Origin of the sequence: Corallococcus terminator, assembly GCF_049194865.1 — a bacterium.
GTDB lineage: Bacteria > Myxococcota > Myxococcia > Myxococcales > Myxococcaceae > Myxococcus > Myxococcus terminator_A.
Genome location: NZ_JBLZWL010000004.1, coordinates 65538 through 90828, shown reverse-complemented (window position 1 = coordinate 90828; position 25291 = coordinate 65538). Strand labels below are relative to the sequence as shown.

General features: G+C 70.9%; 20 protein-coding genes. 7 read left to right on the top strand and 13 right to left on the bottom strand.

The window, feature by feature from the left end:
• A partial coding sequence (locus ACN469_RS05425) for a site-2 protease family protein (protein ID WP_498764810.1) occupies positions 1-829 on the top strand: 829 nt, incomplete at its 5' end.
• A 67-nt stretch (positions 830-896) separates the two neighbouring features.
• On the opposite strand, the gene ACN469_RS05420 is transcribed toward ACN469_RS05425, so the two are convergent.
• Positions 897-1631, bottom strand: a complete 735-nt coding sequence (locus ACN469_RS05420) for a laminin G domain-containing protein (RefSeq protein ID WP_498764808.1) — start codon at positions 1629-1631, stop codon at positions 897-899.
• Between the two features lie 116 nt (positions 1632-1747).
• Here ACN469_RS05420 and sitI6 point away from each other — a divergent pair, with 116 nt between their 5' ends.
• A complete protein-coding gene (sitI6, locus tag ACN469_RS05415) occupies positions 1748-2476 on the top strand; it encodes a SitI6 family double-CXXCG motif immunity protein (RefSeq protein ID WP_498764806.1) in 729 nt (242 codons plus the stop codon).
• 19 nt (positions 2477-2495) lie between these two features.
• On the opposite strand, the gene ACN469_RS05410 is transcribed toward sitI6, so the two are convergent.
• Positions 2496-3890, bottom strand: coding sequence for a hypothetical protein (locus tag ACN469_RS05410; protein ID WP_498764804.1), 1395 nt, complete (start codon positions 3888-3890; stop codon positions 2496-2498).
• 295 nt (positions 3891-4185) lie between these two features.
• Entirely contained in the window at positions 4186-4602 is a 417-nt protein-coding gene (locus tag ACN469_RS05405) for a hypothetical protein (protein ID WP_498764802.1), read from the bottom strand.
• Between the two features lie 207 nt (positions 4603-4809).
• Here ACN469_RS05405 and ACN469_RS05400 point away from each other — a divergent pair, with 207 nt between their 5' ends.
• The 4 genes from ACN469_RS05400 to ACN469_RS05385 all read left to right on the top strand — a co-directional run bounded on the left by ACN469_RS05400 (position 4810) and on the right by ACN469_RS05385 (position 11490).
• Positions 4810-7893 carry an aminotransferase class I/II-fold pyridoxal phosphate-dependent enzyme gene (locus ACN469_RS05400; RefSeq protein WP_498764800.1) on the top strand — a complete coding sequence of 1028 codons (3084 nt, stop codon included), beginning with the start codon at positions 4810-4812 and terminating at the stop codon, positions 7891-7893.
• A 176-nt stretch (positions 7894-8069) separates the two neighbouring features.
• A complete protein-coding gene (locus ACN469_RS05395) occupies positions 8070-9068 on the top strand; it encodes an SAM-dependent methyltransferase (protein ID WP_498764798.1) in 999 nt (332 codons plus the stop codon).
• Positions 9069-9136: 68 nt separating this feature from the next.
• Positions 9137-9958 (top strand): hypothetical protein, encoded by an 822-nt coding sequence (locus tag ACN469_RS05390; RefSeq protein WP_498764796.1) that lies wholly within the window; start codon positions 9137-9139, stop codon positions 9956-9958.
• Positions 9959-10101: 143 nt separating this feature from the next.
• Complete coding sequence (locus ACN469_RS05385; RefSeq protein WP_498764795.1) at positions 10102-11490, top strand: WS/DGAT/MGAT family O-acyltransferase; 1389 nt, start codon at positions 10102-10104, stop codon at positions 11488-11490.
• Between the two features lie 7 nt (positions 11491-11497).
• On the opposite strand, the gene ACN469_RS05380 is transcribed toward ACN469_RS05385, so the two are convergent.
• The 6 genes from ACN469_RS05380 to ACN469_RS05355 all read right to left on the bottom strand — a co-directional run bounded on the left by ACN469_RS05380 (position 11498) and on the right by ACN469_RS05355 (position 20807).
• Positions 11498-12907: a sigma-54-dependent transcriptional regulator gene (locus ACN469_RS05380; protein WP_498764794.1), complete on the bottom strand. Its 1410-nt coding sequence runs from the start codon at positions 12905-12907 to the stop codon at positions 11498-11500.
• The gene (locus tag ACN469_RS05375) at positions 12904-14445 is read right to left on the bottom strand and encodes a sensor histidine kinase (protein ID WP_498764793.1); all 1542 of its coding nucleotides are present in this window, start codon (positions 14443-14445) and stop codon (positions 12904-12906) included. Before ACN469_RS05375 ends, ACN469_RS05380 begins: the two co-directional genes overlap by 4 nt.
• A 615-nt stretch (positions 14446-15060) precedes the next feature.
• Positions 15061-18183, bottom strand: coding sequence for a HEAT repeat domain-containing protein (locus ACN469_RS05370; protein WP_498764792.1), 3123 nt, complete (start codon positions 18181-18183; stop codon positions 15061-15063).
• A 50-nt stretch (positions 18184-18233) separates the two neighbouring features.
• Entirely contained in the window at positions 18234-19499 is a 1266-nt protein-coding gene (locus ACN469_RS05365; protein WP_498764791.1) for an RDD family protein, read from the bottom strand.
• A gap of 196 nt (positions 19500-19695) precedes the next feature.
• Complete coding sequence (locus ACN469_RS05360; protein ID WP_141649274.1) at positions 19696-19962, bottom strand: GlsB/YeaQ/YmgE family stress response membrane protein; 267 nt, start codon at positions 19960-19962, stop codon at positions 19696-19698.
• Positions 19963-20072: 110 nt separating this feature from the next.
• Positions 20073-20807 (bottom strand): 16S rRNA (uracil(1498)-N(3))-methyltransferase, encoded by a 735-nt coding sequence (locus tag ACN469_RS05355; RefSeq protein ID WP_498764790.1) that lies wholly within the window; start codon positions 20805-20807, stop codon positions 20073-20075.
• A gap of 193 nt (positions 20808-21000) precedes the next feature.
• Between ACN469_RS05355 and ACN469_RS05350 the strand changes: the two genes are divergently transcribed.
• On the top strand, positions 21001-22335 hold the full coding sequence (locus tag ACN469_RS05350) for an adenylate/guanylate cyclase domain-containing protein (protein ID WP_498764789.1): 1335 nt from the start codon (positions 21001-21003) through the stop codon (positions 22333-22335).
• A gap of 46 nt (positions 22336-22381) precedes the next feature.
• Here the strand turns inward: ACN469_RS05350 and ACN469_RS05345 are convergent, their stop codons facing one another.
• The 4 genes from ACN469_RS05345 to ACN469_RS05330 all read right to left on the bottom strand — a co-directional run bounded on the left by ACN469_RS05345 (position 22382) and on the right by ACN469_RS05330 (position 25164).
• Entirely contained in the window at positions 22382-22897 is a 516-nt protein-coding gene (locus ACN469_RS05345) for an Mpo1-like protein (RefSeq protein WP_498764788.1), read from the bottom strand.
• Between the two features lie 23 nt (positions 22898-22920).
• Entirely contained in the window at positions 22921-23409 is a 489-nt protein-coding gene (locus ACN469_RS05340; RefSeq protein WP_498764787.1) for an Mpo1 family 2-hydroxy fatty acid dioxygenase, read from the bottom strand.
• Positions 23410-23543: 134 nt separating this feature from the next.
• Entirely contained in the window at positions 23544-24602 is a 1059-nt protein-coding gene (locus ACN469_RS05335) for an AraC family transcriptional regulator (RefSeq protein ID WP_498764785.1), read from the bottom strand.
• A gap of 46 nt (positions 24603-24648) precedes the next feature.
• Positions 24649-25164: a DUF1993 domain-containing protein gene (locus ACN469_RS05330; protein WP_498764783.1), complete on the bottom strand. Its 516-nt coding sequence runs from the start codon at positions 25162-25164 to the stop codon at positions 24649-24651.
• Positions 25165-25291 lie beyond the last annotated feature (127 nt).

Genomic DNA, 25291 nt, shown 5'->3' with positions numbered 1-25291 from the left:
GCCTCGGGACGAAGCGTTGATGGCGCTGGTGGGGCCGCTGACGAGCCTGGCGCTGGCGGGACTGTTTGGCCTGGCGACGTGGGGCGTGGAGGGGACGACTTCGTTCAACCTCCGGTTCGCGTGCTTCTACCTGGCGAGCCTCAACTTGTTCCTTGGGTTGTTCAACCTGCTGCCGGCGTTCCCGATGGATGGCGGGCGGATTCTGCGGGCGGTGCTGACGGGGCGGATGGGCGCGGTGCGGGCGACGCGGGTGGCGTCACTGGTGGGGCGTGGGTTCGCGGTGCTCTTCGCGGTGTGGGGTGTGGTGTCGTTCAACCCGTTCCTGTTCGTCATCGCCTTCTTCATCTTCATGGGGGCGGAGGGCGAGTCGCGGCAGGTGCGGATGAAGTCCCTGTTGGAGCGGGTGTCGGTGTCGGAGTTGATGACGCCGCGTGGGGCGGGGGTGGAGGTGGGGGCGCTGTTGGAGCAGGCGCTGTGGGATTTGCGGCGCGAGCGTCAGACGGTGTTGCCGGTGACGGAGGATGGGCGGCCGGTGGGGCTGGTGGATGTGGAGGCGGTGCGCGCGGTGTCGGAGAAGGAGCGAATCCATCGTCTGACGCGCGAGGTGATGAGGCCCGTGCTGGTGGTGCGGTTGGACGAGGATGGATGGCGGGCCGTGCGACAGCTGGCGGAGAACTCGGCGCAGCTGCTGGCGGTGGTGGATGTCGAGGGGCGGCTGGTGGGGACGCTCGACGTCGATGACGTGCAGCGAGGGATGACGCTGGTCCAGACGCGCGAGGAGCGCGCCGAGCGCGACGCGCGGCGCTGGCGGCAGGAGCGGCCGGCGTGATGGAAGGTCGAGCCTCCGAGGTGTTTGTGTTTCGGAGGCTCGATGCGCCTTGGGGTTTGGCGTGGCTTCAGTCGATGTTGAAGTAAACGTCGTCGATTTCGCCGTGGTACTGGTCGTTGTTGTTGCCGACGCTCTTGGCGCCGACGTTGACGGGCTGGCCCACGGGGTTGATGTCGTAGGTGGAGGGGAGCAGCGCGCTGCCTCGCGCGACGTTGTCGATGAGGATGGTGAGCGTGGTGCTGGTGCGCTGGCAGGCGACCTTGTGCCAGGTGCCATCGGCGACGCCCACGGACGACTTGACGATGATGGGGTCCACGCCGCCGGTGGTGCGGACGACGCAGCTGGGCTTGCCGAGCACGGCGTCATCGAGCTGGATCTTCCACTGGGCGGTGTTCGCGAGGCCCTTCTGCACGAGGTTGGAGCCGTGCGCGGAGGAGAGGTCCGCGAGGGTGAGGCGCACCCTGGCGCCGAAGGTGAAGAGCGCGGTGCCGGGATTGAGGCTGGCGGAGTCGGGGGTGGTGACGTTCGCGAGGGGGCAGCCGGTTCCGTCGCACACGGCGGGGAACTTGATGCCCAAGCCGTCGAAGCCCGTCACGGGGACGACGGTGGCGCCGTTCGCGGTCTGCACGGTGCCGGTGCGGCCCTTGCCGCTGTCGTCCACCACGGTGGTGACAGGGTTGGCCACCGCGTCGAACTTGTAGCGCAGCTTCTGGCTCACCGCGCCGGCCGCCACGGGGGCCAGCACCATCAGCGCGAGCGCGGTCCGCTTCGCCATCCGTCGAGGCTGTGTCGTCAGGGTCATGAAGTCTTCTCGTTGTCGTGTTGGGGTGTGGGTACGACGCGGCGAGGATAGCCTCTTGCTCCGGTACACTCGACGTGATGACCCACGAGCCGTGACCCCGAGGTCGGCGACAGCGAATGAAGTACTTCCGAGTCGAGCAAGACCTGTCGTCGCGGTATTCGGGCGAGCTGAATGCCACGCATCGGTGGGGACTTCCGGGCGTGGAGCCCTGCCCGCTGTGTGGCTTGGGCGGCGCCACGCTGGGCCTCGAATATCCGTGCGTCGACCTGTCGAGCCTCCCGCCCGCGGAGCAAGCGCGCCTGTCTGACCCGTCTCCTGTCCCCTTGGACGAACTCGAGCGGTTGCGTGAGCTGGTGCGCCCGCTGGCACCCATGAATGCGGTGCTTGATGCCGGAACGGAGCTGGGCCCGCTGACAGGAACCGGTTCGGGCAGCTTCGGCTCGTTCTTCCTGCCCGCGAACTGGTCCCTGTGCATTCGAGAGGACGCGCTGGCCCGGCTCCGCGACGCGGGCGCTCGGGGACTCCAGGGGAGTGCGGTCTCCGTGCGTTTCAGGACGAAGAACCCGCCGATGCTGCTGAACCTGCAACTGGGCGTGCAGGGCCGGTTTCATCCCGATGCCTTGACCTGGACGCGCAAGCCGCCGTGTCCCAGGTGCGGAATCAGTGATGCCGAGGGGCCCCTTCCGGAGCCCATCGTCCTCGACACGGCGACGCTTCCCGAGGGTGTGGACCTGTTCCGGCTGGCGGATGCTCCGGGCATCATCATCGCCACGGAGCACCTCGTCGATGCGGTGACACGGCTGTCGCTGGACGGAGCCGTGTTTCGGGCCGTGGCGGCGCGCTAGCCGCCGTTTGTGCCGCGCGCTAGCGCACCTCGTCCGGCAGCAGCGTCCAGTCGAAGACGAAGCGGTGGGCGCCTCCGGGCGCGCTGTCCAGCCAGCCCGTGATTCGCTCACTGCGCGTCAGCAACGGGCCCAGCTCGGAGCTGACCGCGAAGAGCGCGGCGAGGTTCTCGTCCGACATGATGTCCGCCAGCGACACCTGGGAGAGCCCGCGCGCGAGCAGCCTCGGGTCCAGCGAGAAGTCCGCCGCGCGCTCCAGCTTCGCCGTCGTCTCCGGCAGCGCCGCCATCGTCGCCTGCATCACCGCGTCGTCGTTGCCCACCACCAGGTGCTTGCCCTTCTGCCGCACGAGCACGCTCCCACCCTTCACCAAGAGCGCCCAGCCGTCCTCCAGCACCTTCGCCCCGGGCAACGCGCCCAGCGGCGCCAGCGCCTGCTTCACCGCCGCCGCGTCCTTCACCTCCGCCACCAGCGCCTGCTTCACCGCGAAGAAGCGCCCCTCCTGCGTCCGCAGCGAGCCACGCACCTGCACGTTGCTCATGTTCACCAGCATGTTGCCCGTGAGCTGCTTCGCCACGGCGTCCGTCGAGGCCTGCACCTGCTCCTTGGGACACTTCGCGCAGATGGCCTGGATGGTCGCGCGCAGCGAGCCCACGGCCTGCTCCACGCCTGCTGGCGCCACCGCCACGCGTGAGAACAGCAGCCCCTCCGGCTTCATCGCCGCGTAGGGACTGTTGCTCTTCGCCTGGAAGGGCGGCAGCGGCAGCTTCATCGCCGTGCCATCCACCTTCAGCGCGCTCGCCGTACCGTCCAGCCCCACCACCGTCTCACCCGTGGCGAGGAACGCCACCCCCGCCACCTTGCTCAGTCGCGCGTCCGGCACGGGCGCCTTGCCCACCAGCCTCACGGACTCCTTCAGCAGCGCGGCGGCACCCGCATCCGTCGCTCCGAAGGCGCAGACCTCCTGCCCCTTGAGCGCATAGCCCATCGCCCCGCCCGCGGCGCGCGTCGTGCTCACCGTCGTCACGCCCTTCGCCGTGGCCGGCGTCGCCTCCGCGCCTCCCGCCTCCGCCATGGCCTCCGCCGCCTTCTGCTGGAACACCTTCGCGTCCGACACGCGCATGCAGGACACACGGCCGTCCACGCGCAGCGACACCGTGGCCGGCCCCTTCGCATCCAGGCCCATCGCCGTGAGCGTCTCCGGCCGCGTCGGGTCGATGGTGAGGAACGGGTGCAGCTCCGCGCTCCACGCAGAGGGACGCAGCAGCGCGGCATAGGTGCCCGCGCGCTCCAGGAAGGCGGAGAGCCCCGTCAACGCATCCAGCTTGGGAATGTGGACGACCGTCTGGGCCGACGCGGCGGTGCGAGGAGCAGGAGCAGCCGCCAGCGCGGCGGCGAGGACGAGCGAGGAGAACATGCCCCTGTGAGAGCAGCGCTCCTCCACCTCTGTCAAGACACTCGCGTGCTCACGCGGGCCGGAACAGGGCGAAGCCCCTGGGCGAACGGCCAGTGGTGGACGATGGCGCTCCAGGTGAAGCCCCGCGCAACTCGCCTGCTCGCCTGTCTTGAGGTTGCCGAGCGCTTCTCTACCGTCCGCCCCTCGTGCTACCCCGGTGAAGCAGAAGCGCGGAACCCGTCCGCACCTCTGCTCCACCGGTCCCCCTCCCGTCCTCTTCATCGAGCGAAGACGGGAATGTCTCAACGGTGTTTCGTTACAGCCGGCCGAGGTTGGCCCACTCAATCATCCGCTCCGCCAGGTCCTCGGCGTTGCGGCGCAGATGCGCCAGCTGGAGCATCTGGTCATCCGACTCCGCCAGCGTCATGCGCCGCACCAGGAGATCAGCGAAGCGCACCACCTGCGCGATGCTGATGCAGTCGGCGTCTTCCCCCACTCCCGCGAAGCGGGCGACTTCCGCGTCCACGTCCAGGTGCTCGTCCTGCAGCGACTTCACCAGCGCCGCGCGCGACACCGGCGTCTCGAACTCCTCCGGATTGCGCAGCTGACGACGCCAGGGCTGCGACTCCCACCGGACACGCACGGGGTCCCGGAAGACCCTGTTTCGCATCGGCTGAGTGCTCATCATCCCCTGCATGCCGGCCTTGGCCGGCGACCAGAAGCTGAGTTCCATCAGTGCCCCCTCTCCACCACGGGGTCTGTCCACAAGCGTGACCGACTTCATCGTCTCCAGCCGTCCCTTCCCGTCCAACCCACCCACCGCATTCCCTATTACGAACGAGAGGCCGAACCTTGATTGGAGCCACGGCGACAAAGGGTTGCGTTCGCACGCCACGCGCGCGTTGACACAGGGCGGTGGGCCCGGGACAGTCCGCGCGCCATGCCGACCTATCCCTCCTCCCCCCGAGAGGCCTTCCACCTGCTGCGCGCACTGTCGGAGGATCTGGCCCACCCGGAGCGGCGTACCCGGGCCCGGGTGGAGCTGCGCGAGCTGGCGGACCTGTCGCGGGAGCAGCCTGAGTCCGCGCCCCTGCAACTGGTGACGGTGACGGTGGTGGCGGGCACGTCCCAGGAGCACCTGGAGCTGTTCCTGCTGCCCTCCATCTTCGCGCCCGAGTCCTGGGCCTACACCTTCCTGGAAGGGCTGCTCAGCGTTCCCCTGGACGAGTACGCGGGCAAGCGACTAGTGGAGGTGGGGGCGGGCTCGGGATGGATTTGCCTCGCGCTGGCGAAGTTCACGAAGCTGGCGCACATCCACGGCGCGGACCTCAACCCGCACTCGCCCGTCGTCGCGCGTTGCAACGCGTGGCTCAACGGCGATGAGGCGCTCGTGTCCCGCCTCTCCTTCGCGGAGAGTGACTTGCTGCGCGGCGTGCCCGCGGAGCCCGCATGGGACTTCGTGGTGGGCTGCATCCCCCAGGTGCTGCGCACGGACGAGCCGCCCGGCGAGCTGTCCCAGGCGGATGAGCAGGCGCTGTATGACCTCTCCAACTACTGCACGTTGCAGAACGTGTACGAGGACCACTTCGGTCTGGGGCTCATCGCGCGGCTGCTCGACGAGGCTCCGGAGCGGCTGGCGCCCACGGGCAAGCTGCTGCTCAACCTCGCGGGCCGTCCGGGCCGCCCCATCATCGAGCGCATGTTCACCCGGCGCGGCTTCACCACGCGGGTGCGCGTGGCCCGGCGGGTGAGGCAGGCGGCGGACACGGACATCCGTCCGCTGGTGGCGCTGGAGCAGCGCACCGGACGTGAGTTCGAGTTCTTCATGGAGGCCCGCAGCCCGGAGCCGCTGCGGGCGGCCACGGCGCTGGGGTGGCTGCAGTCCGGGCACGCGGTGTGGCACGAAGTCGCGGTCTGGGAGGCGCACCTGTCGCGCCCGCGCGAGACGCTGGCCTTGCGTCAGTCCCTGCGCGAGCTGGGCATCCCCACGCTCCAGGAGGAGCTGGACCTGGGCGCCGCGTCGCCCGAGCAGCTCGGCTTCGTCTCCGCGCTGTCGCAGCGGCTGGCGAAGGGGCCGCTGTTGCCCTACGCGCACGAGGCCGGAGACGTGTCGTTCCGGGGCCAGGTGGTGCGCTATTTGGAGCGCTACTTCGGCCTGAGGCTCGCGGAGCAGGAGCTGTTCGTCGCGCCCGAGCGGGAGCAGGCGGTGTACTCGCTGCTGCTCGCCACGTGCGACGTGGGCGATGAGGTGCTGGTGTCGCGCAACCTGCATCCGCTCTACGCGCGGGCGCTGGAGAAGGCGGGCGTGCGCGCCACGGTGACGCACACGACGCTGGAGGAGATTCGCCGGCTGTTGTCCGCGTTCGACGTGAAGATGGTGCTGCTCACCGTGGAGAAGGGCGAGCGCACCAACCTCGCCGTGCTGCGCGACATCATCGCGGAGGCGGCCAAGCGCGGCATCTGGGTGGTGCTGGACGAGAGCGCCTTCTTCAACATCACCGGCGAGGTGGAGCCGCTCACGCTGTTCGAGTTCCTGGCGCGCGAGCCGTACTCGCCCAACCTCGTCGTGCTCTACGGCCTGGTGAAGAACGCGGTGTGGCCGGACCTGGAGCTGACGCTGCTGCTCCCCGTGCCGGAGCCGCTGCGTGGAGACCTGGAGGTGGCGGCGGAGGTGACGTACTCGCGCATCAGCACACTGGCGCAGTGGTTCTACGAGCGCACGTTCGCCGACCTGCTGTCGTTCCGCATCTCCTTCGCGGAGCCGGAGCCGCCCGGGCCGCGCCGCGTGCCGGTGGTGCCGCTGCCGCGCTCCTCCCGCATCCACACGCTGGCGAACTTCCCCGCGTTCGCGCCCAAGGTGTTCCGCGAGGACGACGCGGAGCTGGTGCGGCTGGACTACGGAGAGAATGAAGGCGTGCTGCCGCAGCCGCTGGTGGAGGGCCTCATCGCCGCCGCCGCCGCGCCGCGCGACACGGGCGCGCAGACGGGCCTGTCCGAGGCCGTGGCGGCCTTCCTCCTGGAGACGCGCGCCGTCCGGTATACGCCCGAGGAGCTGGTCATGGCACCGGGCGTCTGGCCGCTCATCCACCACCTGGGCGTGGCCCTGCGCAAGCGACTGGGGAGAGCGCCTCGGGTCTTCGTGGTGACGCCCTGCTACGGCGTGCTGCCGCCCACGTTCGTCTCGGCCGGCTGTCAGGTGGAGGAGGGGACGCTGGCGGAGCTGCTGGCGCGACGCGGCCAGGGCGCCAGTGGCCCGGACGCCGTCGTCATCTCCCAGCCGGCCAACCCCACCGGCGTCTACGTGGCCCGCGAGGAGCTGGTGGCGCTGGCCAACTACGTGGTGGAGCAGCGGTGCCTGCTGGTGTCCGATGAAATCTTCGGGCTGGTCAACCTCACCAGCCCCACGGCGGAGACGGTGCACAGTCCCGTGACGCTGGAGGGCGCGGTGCCGGGCGTGGGCGCGCGCACCGTGGTGCTGGGCGGGCTGTCCAAGGAGTTCGCCGCCGGTGGGCTGCGCGTGGGGTGGCTGGCGACGCGGGACAGGGCGCTGGCCTCGGCGGTGCGCGACGGAGGCCCGGGCGTGTTGCACCTCGTCACCGCGCGCGCGGCGGCGTACCTGTACGCGGCCTATGCCCGCAGCCCGGACGGACAGCTCCTCTATGGCGCGCGGCACCGCTCGCTGCGCGGCTTCCTGACGAAGATGCGGCGCGAGCTGGCGGAGAAGCGCGAGCTGCTGGCGCAGGCACTGCCCGCGGATGGGCGCTCGGAGGGAGGCGACGCGGGAGGACTCTTCCTGGCCCCGCGCATGACGGCCTGGCTGGGCCGCGAGGTCGACGGCGAGAGGCTCACGCCGGAGAACCTGCCAGCCATCGTCTATGCGCACACGCACGTGGTGCTCAACGGCGGGCCCTGGTGCTCGGACCCCGAGCGCGTGCGCGCCGTGTTCTCCATTCCCCGGGAGAAGCTGGTGAAGGCATGTGAGCGCCTGAAGGCGTTCGGCGCGAAGCTCGTCGTCGGCTCCTGAGTCGCCCGACGCGGGCCCTCTTGTTGGTTGGTGAACCGGAGCGCCGTTCAAGCGGGGACACAGACCCAGCCCCCTCGCTGGATGGGCTGGGGCTTGAATTTCCATCATGGTAGGGAATCCAGGTTTCTGAGCGTTGCTCGGAAACAGGGGCTTCGACTCACATCTCGGGGGGTGTCATGCCCAATCTGCTCGACCTGCCGCGGCAGGCGTTGATGGACCTGCGTTCTCGTTTGAGCCACCTGCCGTTGGTGTCCCAGTTGCCGTTGCGCAACGTGGTGCCGGACAGCCTGTCGCTGTCGAGCCCCGCGCCGCAGGACTCGGCGCTGGCGGACCCGGCGCGCGTGCTGGCGTGGCAGAAGGCGTGCGAGCGCTACGTGAAGCCCGGGCAGGTGGTGATGGATGTCTGCACCGGGACGGGGCTGCGCACCTTCCTGGCGGCGAGCCGACATCCCCGCCGGCTGTACGCGGTGGACGGCTCGCGGCTGTTGGACACCGCGCAGTGGGTGGCGCGGCGCAACGGGTTGGAGAACATCGACTTCGTGCGCTCGCACCCCTGGAACTTCCAGGCCCCGGAGAAGGTGGACGTGCTGCTGCACGACTTGCTGGGCGAGGCCCTCTTCGACGCGGGGCTGGTGCCCCGGATGTTGGACCTGCGCTCCCGGCTGCTGCGGCCCGGCGGGCGCATCCTCCCCAATCGCTTCGAGGTCTTCGTGGAGCCGGTGCAGCTTCGCGACGAGGCGTGCATCCCCTTCATCTGGAGCCAGCGCTTCCCCAGCGTGGACTACAGCTGCCTGCAGACGCTGCGCGAGGCGATGAACCCGTCGTACTTCACGCGCGTCGTGCGCTCGTACGAAGTGGACCACCTGCTGTGCGACCCGGAGCCCGCCTTCGCCTTCGATTTGGAGACGATGGCGACGGATGGGCTGCCGCACCGCGTGCGCTTCGAGCGGCCGGTGGTGGAGGAGGGGCGCGTGGATGGCTTCTGCCTCTTCTACAAGGTCGCCTTCGACGCGGAGCTGTCCTTCACGGTGTCGCCGCTGCGCGGGCAGAACCACGCGGGCATGACGCTCTTGCGCGTGGACTCCCGCGAGTTCGCTCGCTACGAGACACTCGCCTTCGAGCTGGAGCTGGCGGACCCCTCGGATGTGGGCACCTGGCGCTGGAACTTCTGCTGAGGGCTCAGGCAGGCAGTGCTCGGGGGTGGACATCCCACCCGACGCCAGGGCTTCGCCCCGGAGGGGCCGTGCCTAGTTTGCCCCACGGCATGCGCTCCTCTCGTGGGTCCTTCGTCCTGGCGGTTCTGTTGAGCTGCTCCTTCTCCGCGCTGGCACAGGAGGCCTCCGGGCCTCCTCGCACCGTGGCGGGTGTCTGTGGCAGCGCCAACTGGGTGTGCGTGGCCGAGTGCATCGAGCCCGAGTGCGTGGACCGGTGTCTGCGCGAGGGCTGCGAGCAGTCGCTGGACCGACTCAAGTCCTGCACCTTGAAGGCGGGCTGCGCGCCGGACGACACCCAGTGCTCGGCGCGCACGTGCGGCCCCACGTGCCAGAAGGCCTTCGAGCCCGCGCCGCCGAGTCCGGAGAAGGAGATGAAGGACCCGTGTCAGGGCCAGGCCTCCTCGACGAAGGCCGTGCCCGACAAGCTGGTGGGCGAGTGGCGACTGACGGCCGCCAGCCTGCCTGAAGTCACGGACGGAGGCTTCACGCGCATCGAGGCCCAGCCTCGCGCGGACTATGCGCGCACGCTGCGAATCACGTCCTCGGGGTGTTTCGTCCTGCGAACGGCGCTGAAGGACGCGACGCTGGGACAGGGCAATGCGCTGGTCGTCCGCGCCTGGGGCCTGGTGGAGCCGCTGGGGGAGCACCACGTGAAGCTGCTCGCCAAGGACGGTCAGGCCGTGGGCCCCGTTTGCGGTGCGAAACGGGTCATCCCCCTGTCGCGCTCGAAGGTGAAGTTCAAGGGCGGCTCGTACCGGTGGGACTTCGAGGAGGGCGCGCTCACACTGACGCTGGACGACGCGACGAAGCAGACCTTCCAGTTCGAGCGCGAAGAGGGGCCGCCTCCGTAGCGCGGCTCCCTGGCGGGCGAGGGGACGTCGGCTCCCGGGCTCGGCCCTGAAAGTCCGCGAGCAACGCGAGGGCATCCTGCGCCATCATGACGTGTCCCTGACGGATGGGGCACGGTCTGAGCGCGAGGGGAGGCACGCGAGGCATGGCGACACACGAGCGGATGGCGAGCGTCGATGCGCTGTGGTTCCACATGGAGGAGCCCGCGAATCTGATGATGATTACGGCCGTGCTCTTCTTCGAGGGCAAGGTGGACTTCGAGCGGCTGCGCGACCACACCCGCACGCGCCTGGTGGACCGCTACCCTCGCTTCCGCCAGCGCGTGGTGCCAGGACTGCTGGGCGCTCCGCAGTGGGAGGAGGCGTTGGACCTCGACCTCGACGCGCACCTGCTGCGCCTCCCTGTCCCCGCCCCTGGCGACCGCGCCGCGCAAGAGGCGCTGGTGAGCGAGTGGATGAGCACGCCGTTGGACCGCTCGCGGCCCCTGTGGCAGTTCCACGTGCTCGAGGGCGCGCGGGGTGGAGACATCCTGCTGGCGCGGTTGCACCACTGCATCTCCGATGGCATCGCCCTGGCGCGCCTGCTGCTGTCGCTCACGGATGGCGAGGTGACGGACGCCGAGGCTCCGCGTGAGCGCACGAGGGCTCCGTCGAGCGGGCTGGAGCGGTGGATGCGCGGCGCGCGCGCGGTGGCGGGGACGGCGCGGACGGTGCTGCGCAAGGGCGCGGAGCTGGTGGCCGAGCCCATCCTGGCTGGAGACCTGGTGCGGCAAGGGGCGCTCAGCGCGGCGGCGCTCGGCAAGCTGATGGTGATTTCACCGGACCCCCGTACGCCGCTGCGCGGGCCGCTGGGGACGCAGAAGCGCGCGGCGTGGTCGTCGCCCATTCCCCTGGAGCGCGTGAAAGTCCTCGGCCGTGCGCTGGGGGGCACGGTGAACGACGTGCTGCTCGCGGTGCTGACGGGCGCGCTGCGGCGCTACCTGGAGGCTCGGAACGTTCCTCCCGAGGATTTGCATGCGCTCGTTCCGGTGAACCTGCGGCCCCTGGATGAGCCCATTCCTCGCGACCTCGGCAACCGCTTCGGTCTGGTGTTCCTGCGCCTGCCCGTGCACCTCGAAGACCCCCGGCGTCGGCTGGCGGAGCTGTCGCGGCGCATGGGCCTGGTGAAGAAGTCCCCGGAGGCGGTGGTGACGTTCGGCGCGCTGGGGTTGTTGGGGTACACGCCGGCGCCGGTGGAGCGCGCGGTGGTGGATGCCTTCGGCATGAAGGCCTCGCTGGTGGCCACGAATGTCCCGGGCCCCCGGCAGCCGGTGTCCCTGGCGGGCGTGACGCTGCGAGAGCTGACGTTCTGGGTGCCGCAGGCGGGGCACCTCGGGCTGGGCGTGAGCCTGTTCAGCTACGCGGGGCAGGTGACGATGGGCGTGGCCGCGGATGTCCTCCGCGTGCCCGACCCGCATGTGCTCATCCAGAACTTCCACGAGGAGCTGGATGCCCTGAGCGAGGCCGCCACCCCGGGGGTGGAGGGGGCGGCGTGAGCCACGACTACACGAGGCCGTGCTCCTCCAGCTTGTTGTAGAGCGTCCGACGGCTGATGCCGAGCAGCCGCGCCGCGAGCGTGCGGTTGTCTCCCGCGCGCCGCAGGGCATCGACGAGGGCCTGTTTCTCCGTGTCCTTGCGCTGGGACTCCAGCGTGCGGCCCGACTCCGTGCCCCCGGGCTGCGCGCTCGTCGCCATTGGCACGGCCGTGGTGCCCTGGGGCGGCGTGAGGACGGGGGCGGAGAGGCCGGGCTGGCGGGCCAGCTCGCGTGAGACGTCCTCGCCCGTCAGCGTCTGGCCGTCCGCGAGCACCACCAGCCGCTCCAAGAAGTTCTGGAGCTGGCGCACGTTGCCCGGCCAGGGCTGGGCCTGAATCACCGCGAGCCCCTCGTCGGTGAGCGTGAAGGGCGGCTTCCTGTTCGTCTTCGCGTGGACGTCCAGGAAGTGTCGCGCCAGGGGCTCGATATCCTCGGGCCGCTCGCGCAGGGCGGGCAGCCACAGCGGCACCACGTTGAGCCGGTAGAAGAGGTCCTCGCGGAAGCGCCCCGCCTTCACCAGGTCCTCGAGCGGCTGGTGCGTGGCGGCGACGAAGCGGACGTCCACCTTCACCGTCTGCGTGCCGCCCAGTCGCTCCAGCTCGCGCTCCTGGATGACTCGCAGCAGCTTCACCTGCACGGAGAGGGAGATGTCTCCCACTTCGTCCAGGAACAGCGTGCCGCCGTGAGCCAGCTCCACCCGGCCGGGCTTGCGCGTGGCCGCGCCGGTGAACGCGCCCTTCTCGTAGCCGAACAGCTCGCTCTCCAGCAGCGTGTCGGGGAGCGCCGCGCAGTGCAGCTTCACGAAGGGGCCCGCGTGTCGCGGACTGCCGTCGTGCACCGCCTTCGCCGCCAGCTCCTTGCCCGTGCCGGACTCGCCGCGCAGCAGCACGGTGGCCATGCCCGTGGCCGCCTTCGCCAGCAGCGCCTGGGCCTCCGCCATCTTCCGGCTGCCACCGACGAACGCGCTCGGCGTGCGCAGCGGCTCGTTCGCCGCCTCACCTTGCGCGCGCAAGAGCGCCTTGCGGATGGTGAAGAGAATCTCCTCCCGGTCGAAGGGCTTGAGCACGAAGTCCGCCGCGCCCGCCTTCATCGCCTCCACCGCCAGCGGCACGGTGCCATGCGCGGTGAGCAGGATGACGGGGACGTCGGGCCAGCCCCGGGCCACCTCGGTCAGCAGTTGCATCCCGTCCATGCCGGGCATGCGCACGTCGCTCACCACCACGTCCACGGGCTTGCGCTCCAGCATCGCGAGCGCCTCCTTCCCGTCACGCGCCGCGTGCGTCGTCAGCCCCGCCTGGGACAGCAATGCGCCCAGCACCTTGGCCACCGCCGGGTCGTCGTCCACCAGCAGCACGGTCCCCTTCAACGCCTCGCTCACGCGGCTTCTCCTTCAGACCCACTCCCGACCTGCCGCACTTCTCTCGGCAGGGTCAGGCGCACCACCGTACCGTGCCCCTCTCGGCTTGTCAGACTCACCGTGCCGCCGTGTGCCTCCACCACCCGTCGCACGAAGGCCAGCCCGAGCCCGCTGCCCGCCGCCTTGGTGGTGAAGAAGTCGTCGAAGGCCCGCTCTCGGGTGCGCGCGTCCATGCCCTCGCCGGTGTCCTCCACCTCCACGGCCACGGCAAGCCCGTCCCGCAGCGTGCGCACCGTGAGGGTGCCGCCACCGGGCATGGCCTCCACGCCGTTGCGCACCAGGTTCTCCACCGAGTTGGCCAGCAGGTCGGCGTCCCCCGAGCATGGCGGCAGGTCCGGCTCCAGCTCGCGGACGATGGAGACCTGACCTGGGCTCGCGAAGGACTGGAGGGACAGGACTCCTTCCACCAGTCGTCCCAGGTCCACCGGGTGGGGGAGGGGCTCCACGCGCGCGAGCCGCTGGTACGTGTCCACCACGCGCCCGAGCCGCTCCACCTGCTCCAGCATCAGGTCGAGGAACTCGCCGTGAGTGTCCGAGGACTGGCCGCGTGCGTGTTCTTCCTTGAGGTACTGCGCGGCGCCCTTGAGCGCGGCGATGGGGTTCTTCAGGTCATGCGCCATCTGCGCGGAGAAGCGGCCCAGCGTGGCCAGGCGCTCCATGCGCTCGCCGCGGGTGACGTACGCGGTGACGCCTCGGCGCGTGGCGGCGAGCAGCGCGAAGGTGATGGCCGTGGTGAAGACGACGAGGGCGCCGACCTGCGCGGCGAAGAGGCGGAAGACGGTGAGGTAGGCCAGCACGCCCACGCCGGCCAGGGTCGCCGCGTGCAGCGCCATGCGCGGCGTCCCTTCGCCCAAATCCCTGCCGAAGAGTCCGAAGCGCAGTGACGCCGTGGCCATGACGGGGAGGCCCAGGAGCGTGCCCAGGTTGCCCAGCCGAGGCACCTGCCGCAGTCCCAGCTCCACCGCGAGCTCCGTCAGCAGCAGGGCGACCAGCAGCGTCAGCCCGAGCACCATGAGCCCGGCGCGGGCGCGTTCATCGGGGTGCCGTGCTTCACGCAGGTGGAGGACCAGCAGCGCGAAGCCGGCGCCGAGCGGCGGTGCCACCAGCACGGTGACGAAGATGCCGAAGCGCAGCGTCAGCAGTCGAGCGGCCAGTGAGGGGGCGCCGAGCGCGGCGAGCATCGTCATCGCCAGCGCGCCGAAGACGGCGTAGGTGCCGAACATGGCCCAGGCCGAGCGCCGACGTCGTCCCACGAAGGCGAGGGCGAAGTGCAGGGTGCACGGCACCGTCATCAGCGCGGCGGTGAAGCCCACCAGCCTCCAGCCGGGCTCACCCGAGCGCTCCAGCGCGAAGGCGGTGAAGTTCCAGGTGGAGAGGGCGATGGACAGCAGGGACAGGGGCAGCGCCAGCGGGCTGCGCCCCACGCGCGCCAGCGCCAGTCCCGCGAGCGCGAGCTGGCCGGCGCAGGCGATGATGCTGATCCACATCCCGCTCGTCATGGCGTTCTGTCTCGTGCCCGTGTCACGCGCGCCAGCATAGTCCGGGACGACGTTCGGCTCTGAGGGGCATGGCCCCGGTTGATGGCTTGGCTCTTTCGGGCACGCTTAAGATGGCTGTCATCGTGACTGACGAGAATCCCCTTCGCACCGCGTCCAGGCTTGCCCAGGCGGGCAGGACAGCCGAGGGCATCGCTTGCCTGGAAGCCGCGCTGGCTCGCACCCGGTCGGACAAGGAAAGGCCAGCCAACACATCCACCCTGGCCAGAACTGCGGGCCTCCACTGCGAGGTGGCCGGGAGACTTTCGCAGGCAGCGCTCTACTACGAGGAAGCAGTTGCTACCGCGGATGGCGAGCCACTCCCGCTGCTCGCGTTGGCGAGCGTCCGCTGGAGGTCAGGTGAGGCAGACAGCGCACGTTCGTGCCTGGCACGAGCCGAATCACTGGCCCGGTCCGCCTCTGATGCGGATGCCCTGCGAATGGTCGCCAATCTCCGCGCGGCGTGGGCGAGCGAGGACGGTTGAACAGCGCTCGCACCGAGCGAGTTCCGGGCCATTGGATGGCCGCCTTCCGGTAGAGCCCCTACGCGTCGGGAACGACAGGGCCCCGTCGAGTTCTCTAAAGCATGCCCAACCGGCGCGCGTTGGCCGGGTCCACGGCCGCGGCCTCCCAGCGACGGGCGGCCACCTCGCGCTCCGACTCGGGCGCGTCCGCGTAGTAGCCGAGCGTGTCGTTCAGCGCGCGGCTCAGCTCCTCGATGGCGGCGAGCCGCACGTCGAGCTCGCGGTGGCGCAAGGCGGTGATGAGCCAGTCCGCGCGGCGCCGGCTGCGGTTCTCCAGCCACCACGTCGCCCACTGCTTCGGGCTGAGGCCCAGCGGCATGCGCGTCACTTCGCGCAGGGCTTCCGCCGCGGCCTGGGCGCACATCTCGTCGTCGCTGCTCGTGAGCTGGATGAGGCCCTCGACAGCTTCGCGGTCATGCAGCGTGCCCAGCGCCCTGGCGGCCAGCGCGCGACGCATCATGTCCCGGCTGCTCAGCTCCTGACGCAGCTCGCGCAGCGCCGAGTCCAACCGAGGCAACTGCTTGAGCGCGGCGGCGGCCACGCGCGCGGCGCTGGAGATGTCCGGCTCCAGGTCGAACAGCCCGCGCAGCACCCCATCCACCAACTCCACGTAGGGCAGGTTGCCCGCCGTGAGCAGCGCGAAGTAGCGCGTGTCCGCGTCCTGCGAATCCAGCAGCGGTGACAGGGCCTGTGCGGCCGGACGCCCCAGGCGCGACATCGCGGCGGGAATCGGTCCCAGCTCGTCCGCCTCGGGCAGCTCGACGACGGGCAGCCGGCTCCATGCGGTGGGGCCGGGGAAGTGCTGGGCCAGCACGCGGGCGCTGGCCTCGGGCGAGCGCGCCAGCTCCACCATCGCGTTGGAGCGCTGCGCGGCGTCCGGACCGGTGAGTCGGCGCAGCAGCGGCGCGAAGTCCGGAGGCGGGCGCTCTTCCTGCGACTGCGCGCGCGGCGGTGATGCGGCGGCACGTCCGATGGTGCCGGAGGTGCCTCGGCCGAAGAAGGGGCCCCAGCCCAGTCCCGCCACCACCGCGGGCGCGGGGACCGGCGCGGACGCGACAGGCACGTCCACGTCGATGGAGATGTCCTCTTCCGGCGCGCGCGGCTCGGTGACGCGCTGCTTGCGGAACAGGATGAGCTCCTGGAAGGCCGAGGACAGGTCCTGGCAGAACAGGATGTAGTCCGACAGCCGGCGCTGGCTCATCGGCTTCTGTCCACAGTCCCCGTAGAGGATGGCCACCAACCGGCCCTTCACCTCCACCGGGTACAGGAAGACGGTGCGCGGCGTCTGGCGGCCGAACAGCTCCAGGTAGTGCCGCGTGAGCGCGTCCGGAGGCAGCGGGCCCGCGTAGCTGCCTCGCGTCACGGCCACGGTGCGGAAGACACTGCTCGCGTCGAGCGGCACGGACACCTGGGCCAGTCCCTCGCCCGTCATGCCCTCGCCACGACCGTCCCAGCCGACCGCCGCGCCACGCAGCACCGCGAAGGCCGCCACGTAATCGAACGTGCGCCGGCCGAAGCGCAGCGCCACATCCATCAAGCGGTCGCGGTCCTTGGTGGACTCCTTCAACGCCGCGCGCGCCTGCGCCAGCGTCCATTCCGGAACCTCCTGCGAGGCGGGCGACACGGCGGCGGGCCGGGCCTCCGGCTCGGCGGGACGCGCGCGGACCGGCGCCGGGGTGGGCTGCGCCTTGTTCGGATTGGGGAAGACGATGAACGCCGGCTCATTCGGGCGCGGCGGCTGCATCGGCAGGGGCGCGTCCGGACGTGTTCCCGACAGCGGAGAGCCGAAGCGGAGCGTGGGCGGAGGCAGTGCGTCCGCGAGGGCCGGTGGCGCCGGAGGGCCCGGAGGCCAGACCTGGGGTGCCGTACCGGGCTGCACGGGCGGCGCCGGAGGCCACACCTGCGGCGCTCCCGTTTGCGCCCCAGCGGGACGAGCGGCCGGTGCCGTCGCGGGGCGGGCTCCAGGCTGCGCGCCGTTGGGCTGCGTCGTCGACGGAGCGGCGGGACGGGACGTGGTGTCAGCCGGGCGCGACGCGGGCTGCGCGGTGTCGGCGGGGCGCGCCGGGAACTGCGCGACGTCAGCGGGACGCGACGTGGGCTGCGCGGTGGGCGGCACCCCTCCGGCCGGGGTTCCCTGCGTCGCGGCGGGAGCGACTCGCGTCGTTGTGGTCTCGACGGCTCGGGCCGGCGGCGCGACGGGGGGCTGCGCGACGGGCGCGCTCGCCGGAGCGCCTCGCGGCGCGGGCTGTGCGGCGGGAGGTGTGGTGGTGAGGACGGGCGGCTGGGCCGGGCGGGTGTCTGGCCTCGACGGCGTCGACGTCACGACGGGCGGCTGTGGCGGACGCTGCGGCTGAGCGGCGGCGGGGCGCTCGGCGGCCGGCATGTTCAGGCGCAGGGGCGCGCGGACGAAGGCGGGAGGCGGCGCGGACGCCGTATCGGGCGGAGGCGGTGGAGGTGGCCGCTGAGGCGCGGACACCGTGGTCTCGGCCGGAGGCGGCGGAGGAGTCCGCTGGGGCGCGGACACCGTGGTCTCGGCCGGAGGCGGCGGAGGTGGCCGCTGGGGCGCGGACGGCTCCTTCGGCGCGGGCCGGGCCTCGGCGGCCAACGGCTCCCTCGCCACCGAGCGAGCCAGTCGCTCCACCATCTCCACCGTGAGGGACGCCTCATCGGGCGGAGGAGGCGGCGGAGGGGTAATCGGGAGCTGCTTCTCCGGGTCCAGCGCGGCGACGAGCTGGATGAAGCGCGGCGACAGGGGCTGGCGGTAGATGGTGGAAATCCACTCGCGGATCCGCACCTCGGCGGCCACCCACAGCTCGAGCGGCCGGCCCAGCAGGAAGCCGACCTCGTCCAGCTCCTTCTTCGGCACCGGATACGCGCAGGCGACGTGCAGCGTCTGCCCATCCAGCGAGAGCGGCACCACGCTGAGCCGCTCGGCGATCTTCGGCGGGATGAAGGAGGCGACCTCGGCGTTCGGCTCGAAGTCGACCAGGTTCACCGCCCGGAAGCCGGCGACGTCACCGAGCAACGCGAGCACGTCCGTCTCGCTCGCGAGGCCCTGCTCCAGCAACACCGTGTCCAGGTGCCCGCCCTGCGCCTGCTGGTGTCGCAACAACTCTCCCGCCTTCTCCTGGGAAAGGAGCATGCGTGAGACGAGGAGCTGGGCGAGGCGGGCGGGCATTTAGGCGCGGCATCTTACGGCCGCGGCCGCAAGGCACAATGAACGGTTGGTCAGCTCGGTTGAACGACGAAGGTGGACGTCAGCTTGTCATGGAGCGTCTGTCCACGGCGATCAAACAGCGCCATCCAGAATCCACCCAGGAACAGGACGAAGGAGACGCTGGCGAGCAGCGCTCGCACGATGGCCCGACCCGGCGCGGGGGCCATTCCGTGTGTGTCCACCAGGCGAAGACCCAGGAGCAGGCGGCCCAGCGTGCGTCCGTTCCAGAGGAAGGCCGCCACCGCGCAGTACACGAGCGCCAGGATCAGCACCAGGAAAAAGCCCGGCAGCAGCACGGTGTGCAGCGCTCGCAGCCACGCGATGAAGCCGTCCAGGCCCGACAGGCCGGCCGCGGGGGCCTTCGTCCCCGTCACCGACGAGGCGAGGGTGATGTACAGCGACGCCACGCCAGCGATGGCCGCCGTGTCGATGGAGAACGAGAGCAGCCGGCGCCACAGCGAAGCGGGACGCGCATGCACCTCGGCCGTGCCCGGCTGGGCCGCGGTCCGGACCGCCTGGGGGCGGGGCTTCTCCGCGCGAGGCGCGCTCTCCGCCATCACCGGAAGCCCAGGAAGGGTGTCCACGGACTCCAGCGGAGGAAGGCTGACGGGGGCCGCGGCGGGGGACTCCGTCCGGGGCAGGCCGGGGGCCGGAGCCGCCGACTCCATCCGGGGCAGCCCGGGCGCGGGAGTCGCCGGGGACTCCATCCGGGGCAGGCTGGGAGCGGGCGCCGGAGCCGCCATCCGGGGCAGGCCGGGGGCCGGAGCCGCCACGCCAGGGATGGGCGCCGCCGTCTGGGCGCGCATCGGGGGAGGCGTGCCGTACGCGGGCGTCATGGGGGACATGGACGGCTGGGCAGGAGGCGGCGCGGGTGGCAGCTCCGCGGCGAAGGCGCCACCACCCTGGGCCCACGTGGGCTGGGCGGCGGGCGGGGCCGGCGGGGCGGCGCGAGGCGCTGCGATGCCCGGGTGGGCGGGCGCGGGCCGGTGGGCGGGCGTCATACCTGGAGGCGTGGGGCGCTTGACGCCCGGCTGCTGCTGCGGCGGAGCGGCTCGGGGCGCCATGGGGGGCGGGAGCGGGCCGGCGAGCGGTGCCACGGACGGCGGCGGCGAGGGCGGGACGAAGTCGTGGTCCCTGAGCGTGGGCGCCTCGTCGCGCTCGGCGGTCCGGCGGTCGATGCGGAGGTCGCGGTCCAGCAGGCTCGGCACCGCGGGAGGCGCGGGCGGGCGAGCCTTGGCGGTGGCACAGGCGGGGCACTCTCCGACGGGCGGCAGCATGGCACCGCACTTCATGCACTTGGACAACGGACTCCTCCGGGCTGACTACGGCGGGGGCCATGAAAAGACGTCCGCACGCGAGGAGCAAGAAAAGTGGCGAGCCCCCGAGGTCCCTTGGTCGAGGATCCGTCAGGGGCTCGTCAACGCAGGCGCCCACTGTGTCCCCTGGGGGACGGCAAGTGTGGAGCGCCTCACGCTAGGCGTGGACGCGGCGCCGTCCCACTGCCCCGACGATGAGGAGCACGACGATGGCGCCTAGCACCGACATGATGATGCCCGAGGGACGCAAATCGAAGAGACGGCCATCCCGAGTGAAGAGGGACCCAATCAGACCGCCGAGCAGCGAGCCCACCATGCCCAACAGCGTCGTCGCCAGCAGGCCCATGCTCTGCTTGCCGGGAAGGATGGCGCGAGCGATGAGACCCGCGATGAGGCCGATGATGATGAATGCGATGATCCCCATGAAACCTTCTCCTGTTTGAGGGGACCCCTGAGGTCCCAGACGGGAGAAACGTAGGAATCCAGATCGGCCGGTGAGAACCCACGGGGAATGAGCGCTCGGCTGCCCCCTCGCTAACCAAGCTCGCCGTCGAGATGCATCATCACCGCCAGGGCGGCGAGCGCGGCCGTCTCCGTGCGGAGGATGCGCGAGCCCAACGTGACGGGACGGGCGCCCAGCGCCTTCAATGCCTCCACCTCCTCGCGCGCCAGTCCCCCCTCGGGGCCCACCACCAATGCCACCGGTGTGCCCGCTCCCGCCGCGCGGAAGGCCTCGCCCAGGGGGACGGCGGACTCCTCTTCATCCAGCACCAGCACCACGGTGCCCGGGGCCAGCGCCCTGGCGGCCTCGGTGAGCGTGCGAGGAACCTCCACGGTAGGCACGTCGTCGCGGCGGCATTGGCGGGCGGCCTCCTCCACGATTTTCGTCCACCGCGCGGTGCGCTCCTGGGCGCGGCGCGGCTCCAGCTTCACCACGCTGCGCACGGTGTCCACGGGGAGGAACGCGGTGGCGCCCAGCTCCGTGCCCTTCTGCAGCACCCACTCCAGCTTGTCGCCCTTGGGGAGCCCCTGGAGCACGCTCACCGAGCGGCGCGCGGGGGCCTGGCGCATGTCGCCCAGCCGCACGCGCACGGCCTCCGCGTCCACGCCCGTCACCTGTCCGGAGAAGGCGCGCCCCTTGCCGTCGAAGACCTCCAGCGCGTCGCCTTCGCCCAGCCGCAGGACGTGGACGACGTAGTGGCGGCGGTCCCCCGTCAGCGCCACTTCGGCGGGAGCGGGTTCCGGAATGGGCGCGAAGAGGCGGACCACGGGGGCTTCTCCAGCGGGGCGAGGTGAGTGCTTCGCGGCCCCGTGTCAAGGCGGCGACTTCAACAGCAAGCTGGCGTCCGACGCCAGGGCTCGCTGGGCTTTCCAACTTGAGGCACCATGCGAGAGCCGCGCTGGCGCGGCGAGTCCTCGGGCCCGTCGGAGTGGGGGAGGATAAGGAAAGGGACTCGCCATCATGGGCCGAAGCGACGAGGTCCTCGTGCCGGGCCGGGACACCGCGGTGGCCCGCTTCGCGCTGAGTCGCGCCAACGAGGAGCTGGTGCTCGCGGAGAGCTCGCTCCGGGGCGAGCTCCGGGTGGCCTGGGTGCGGCTGGCGTTGATGGCGTTGCTGTCGCTGAGCCAGGGTGGCATCGCCCACGTCACCGGGGAGCCCATGCCGCCGCACGACTTCCATCGCGTGCTGGCCATCGTGCTGTACGCGCTGTTCTCCGTCGTCGCGTTGCTCGTGCTGCGCCGCCAGCGTCCCCACCTGCGCCATGCGCGGTGGCTGCCCGTTCCCACCACCGTGGCGGACACCAGCTTCTTCGCCTTCATGGCGTGGCACGCGTGGGCGCGCACCGGCCAGTTCGACGCGGGCATGCTGGGCGCGAGCATGGGCATGGTGCTGGTCTTCTCCGTGGCGCGCTTCTCGTGGATGCACGTGCTGCTGTCCACGACGCTGTCGTCGGTGGGCTACGCGCTCGTGGCGTGCCTGACGGGACATGGCACCTGGTCCAGCACCAGCTTCGTTGTCTTCTGCTACGTGACGCTCGGGCTGCTCATCTGGATGACGAACGCGGAGGTGGGGAGCATGTTCCTCCGGCTGCGGCGCCGCGACGGGTTGTCGCGCTTCCTGCCCAAGCAGGTGGTGGAGCGGGTGATGCAATCAGGGGACACGTCGCTCCAGCCGGTGCAGCGCGAGGTCACCATCCTCTTCAGCGACATCCGCGACTTCACCATGCTGAGCGAGACGCTCCAGCCGCGCGAGGTGCTGGAGCTGCTCGACGAGTACTTCGGACAGATGACCCACATCGTGATGGCGCGAGGGGGCATCGTGAACAAGTTCCTGGGGGACGGGATGCTCGCGTGCTGGGGCGTGCCGGACTCGAGCGAGGACCACGCGGAGCTGGCCATGCACGCGGCGCTGGACATGCGCGAGAAGCTGGGCGAGCTCAACAAGCGGCGCACGTCGCAGGGCCTGCCCCCGCTGCGCATCGGCATCGGCCTGCACACAGGCGTGGTGGCGGCGGGCATGCTCGGGGGCGCCGAGCAGCATGAGTACACCGTCATTGGTGACGCGGTGAACCTGGCCTCACGGGTGGAGGGGCTCACCAAGGTGCACGGCGTGGACATCCTCGTGAGCGAGAGCACCTGGCTGCGAGGCGGTGGGGACTTCACCGGCCGACGGCTGGGCGAGACTCACGTGAGGGGGCGCCGCGAGGCGGTGGTGGTGCACGCGCTCCAGGGCCACGTGCTGAGCGAGGCCGTCGAGCTGCCGCCACCTCCCGCGCGCATCGCCAGCGGCACGTAGTGAAGCAGGGCGGCGGAGGCCCATGCCGCCACCGCCCCATGCGCCACTACGCGGTGAGCGTCGCCGGCCGAGGCCCGCCCGCGGTGACGCGCGCGTGCAGGTCGCGCTTCAGGCCCATCCCGAAGAGGACGAGGGTGAGCAGGTAGACGGGCTCGATGAAGAAGAGCAGCGGGCCGCCGAGGGACAGGCCGTGGGTCTTCTTCTCGAGGACGACGTGCGCGCCGACGACGAGCGCGAAGCGCACCACCATGACGGAGACGGCGACGATGGCGACGGTGGAGCCCGGCAGGTGCCCCACGCCCAGCGCGGCGTTCAGCGTGGGGATGAGTGGCAGGCTCATGAGGATGCCCGCCGTCCACTCCAGCGAGACGGCGTACAGGGCCACGGCGGCCGCCAGCACGTGCGCGGCGGACAGCTCCAGGCCTCCCACGGAGAAGCGCACGAGGCCGAGCGGGACGAGCAGGGCGAAGATGAACATGTACGCGCCCAGGAAGTGGACCGCGCGGCTGGCGCGGTTCTCGTGCAGGGGCATCCAGACGCGCAGCTTGTCGGCGAAGCTCATGGGGTGCTTGGGGACGGACGTGCTCAGGCGCGCGCCGGGGCGCCGGCCTGGGGTTGGGGCTTGATGACGTAGTCGCCGAAGAGGACCGCGACGAAGAACAGCGGACCCACCAGCGCGTGGACCAGGTTGGTGAGGAACGACGGGGACTTCTTCTCCCAGACGGCGTGGCCCGCCAACTGGATGAGCCATCCAAACACGGCGATGGCCACCACGCTCCACGTGGGCATCAGCCGGCCGATGGGGAAGCAGGCGGCCATGAACACCACCACCGCGAGGCCCAGCTTCACGTCGGCGCGCAGGTACCAGATGGCCGTCAGCGCCAGCGCCACCATGCCCAGCGTGAGCACTCCTCCCGGGAGCACGGGCACGGCCACCAGCTTCACCCAGTCCAGCATCGCGATGATGTGCAGCACGATGACGGGGATGGCGACCTTGTGCGTCAGCCGGTTGGTGGGGTGCTGATGCGACGAGTAGTACTCATCGAAGAGCGCGGCGACCTGGGGCTTGAGCATGATGTCCTCCGGACGGGAGCAGGGGAGGTGGGAAGTTAGGTGAAGTCGGCACAGGTGTCCTGGCGGCGCACGCCAATCTCCTGGCCGAAGACGCCACGGGTCGGCTGCCCCGCACCCGTCCCACCGTGCTGGCTTCAAGGCCGCTCGGCGCTCTCCCGCCAGACGCGAGGCGTCATCCCCGTCCACCGCTTGAAGGCGCGGTCGAACGTGCTCAGCTCGGAGTAGCCCAGCAGGAAGGCGACCTGACTGACGCCCAGATTCACATCGCGCAGGTACTGGCAGGCCAGCTCTCGCCGCACCGTGTCGACCTCGTCCTGGAACGACGTGCCCAGCTCGGTGAGCCGGCGCTGGAAGGTGCGAGGGCTGACGTGGAGGCCCTTGGCCACGTCACTGACTTGAGGCGCTCCGTCGCGGAGCGAGGCCCGGATGGCGTCGCGCACGGCCTGGACGAAGCCAGGGGCATCCGGTGGCGCTGGAGGCGCGGGGGGATTCACTCCACTGGCGGCGCGCTCCAGCACGGAGAGCAGGGCGGGGTCCGCGCCCACCACGCGCAGGTCGAGCGTGGCCGCGTCCAGCGTGAGGGCATTGCGTCCGCCGCCGAACGTCGGAGTGACGCCGAAGTGCTCCACCAGCGGCGCGACATCCGGCGGCGCGGGGTGGGCGAAGGCGACAGCGCGCGGTGTCCAGGGGCGCTCGGTGAGCTGTCGGCCGACGTGGGTGAAGAGGGCGAGGCCGTATTCACTCGCGTGACGGCCGTACGCGAGCGGGGCTCCGGCGATGCCATAGGCGAAGGTGCCGCCTCCGTCCGCGTCGTCGGTGAAGGAGGCGAGCCACGCGGGCTCCAGCAGCGCCAGGTATCGCGCGAGGGAGCGGAAGGTGGCGCGCACCGTGGGCGAGGCCCGGGCGATGTACTCGACGAGCCCGTAGTTGCCGCGTGGCACGCGCTGGGCGACGTGGAGGCCGAGGAAGGCGTCCTGGGAGAGCTCCTCCGCGGCATCCAGGAAGGCGTGCAGGGTGGTGAGCGGGAGGCTGACCTCGGGCAGGGTGCCCGCGTCGAGGGGCAGGCCGAAGCGCTCCACCAGCGGTGTCGGGTCCCTGCCCGTGGCGCGCAGGTAGGCGAGCAGCGGGCCCACGAGCTGGGAGCGGACCTCGTCCGGGGGCTTGGGCGGCGGATGAGAGGGTGGGGGCTCCACGCGGCGGGGACGCTAGCGCGTTCGGCGCGCGGAGCCCAAGAGACGTTCAGCGCGGCTCGAAGGGGCCGATGAAGTCCTGCTTGCCGATGCGCACGCCGCTGTGGCGGAGGATGTCGTAGGCCGTGGTGATGTGGAAATAGAAGTTCGGCAGGGCGAAGGTGAGCAGATAGTCATCTCCCTTGAAGTCGCGCTTGAACTCCCCCGCCGTGAGCGTGACGGTGCGCTTCTCGCTGCCCTGGAGCGTCGAGGCGTCGATGCTCTTCAGGTAGGTGACAGTCTTGGCGATGCGAGCGAACAGCTCGTCGAAGGTTTTCTCGGTGTCCGGCATGCGCGGGGCGGGAACTCCACTCAGCCGTTCGGCGGTGGCCTTCGAGGTGTCGCTGGCGCGCTGCACCTGGGCCACGAGGTTGTACATGTCCGGCGCCAGCTTCGCGTCGAGCAGGGTCTGCGGGTCGATGCCGTTCTCCTTCGCGTGCTGGGCCCCCTTCTCGAGCAGGGCGGAGAGGACGTTGAGGGCACGGATGTAGACGGGAATCGACGCCTGGTACATCGAGAGGGACATGGGGGGCTCCGGGGTGTGCGGGTGGACGGCGGTGCTTCGATGCGCGACTGTCTAACGCGTCCCTCGATTTCGTGCCGCGTAGAGAAGGTGACGCGAGGTGTCGAGGTTCGCGAGGGAGTGAAGTAGC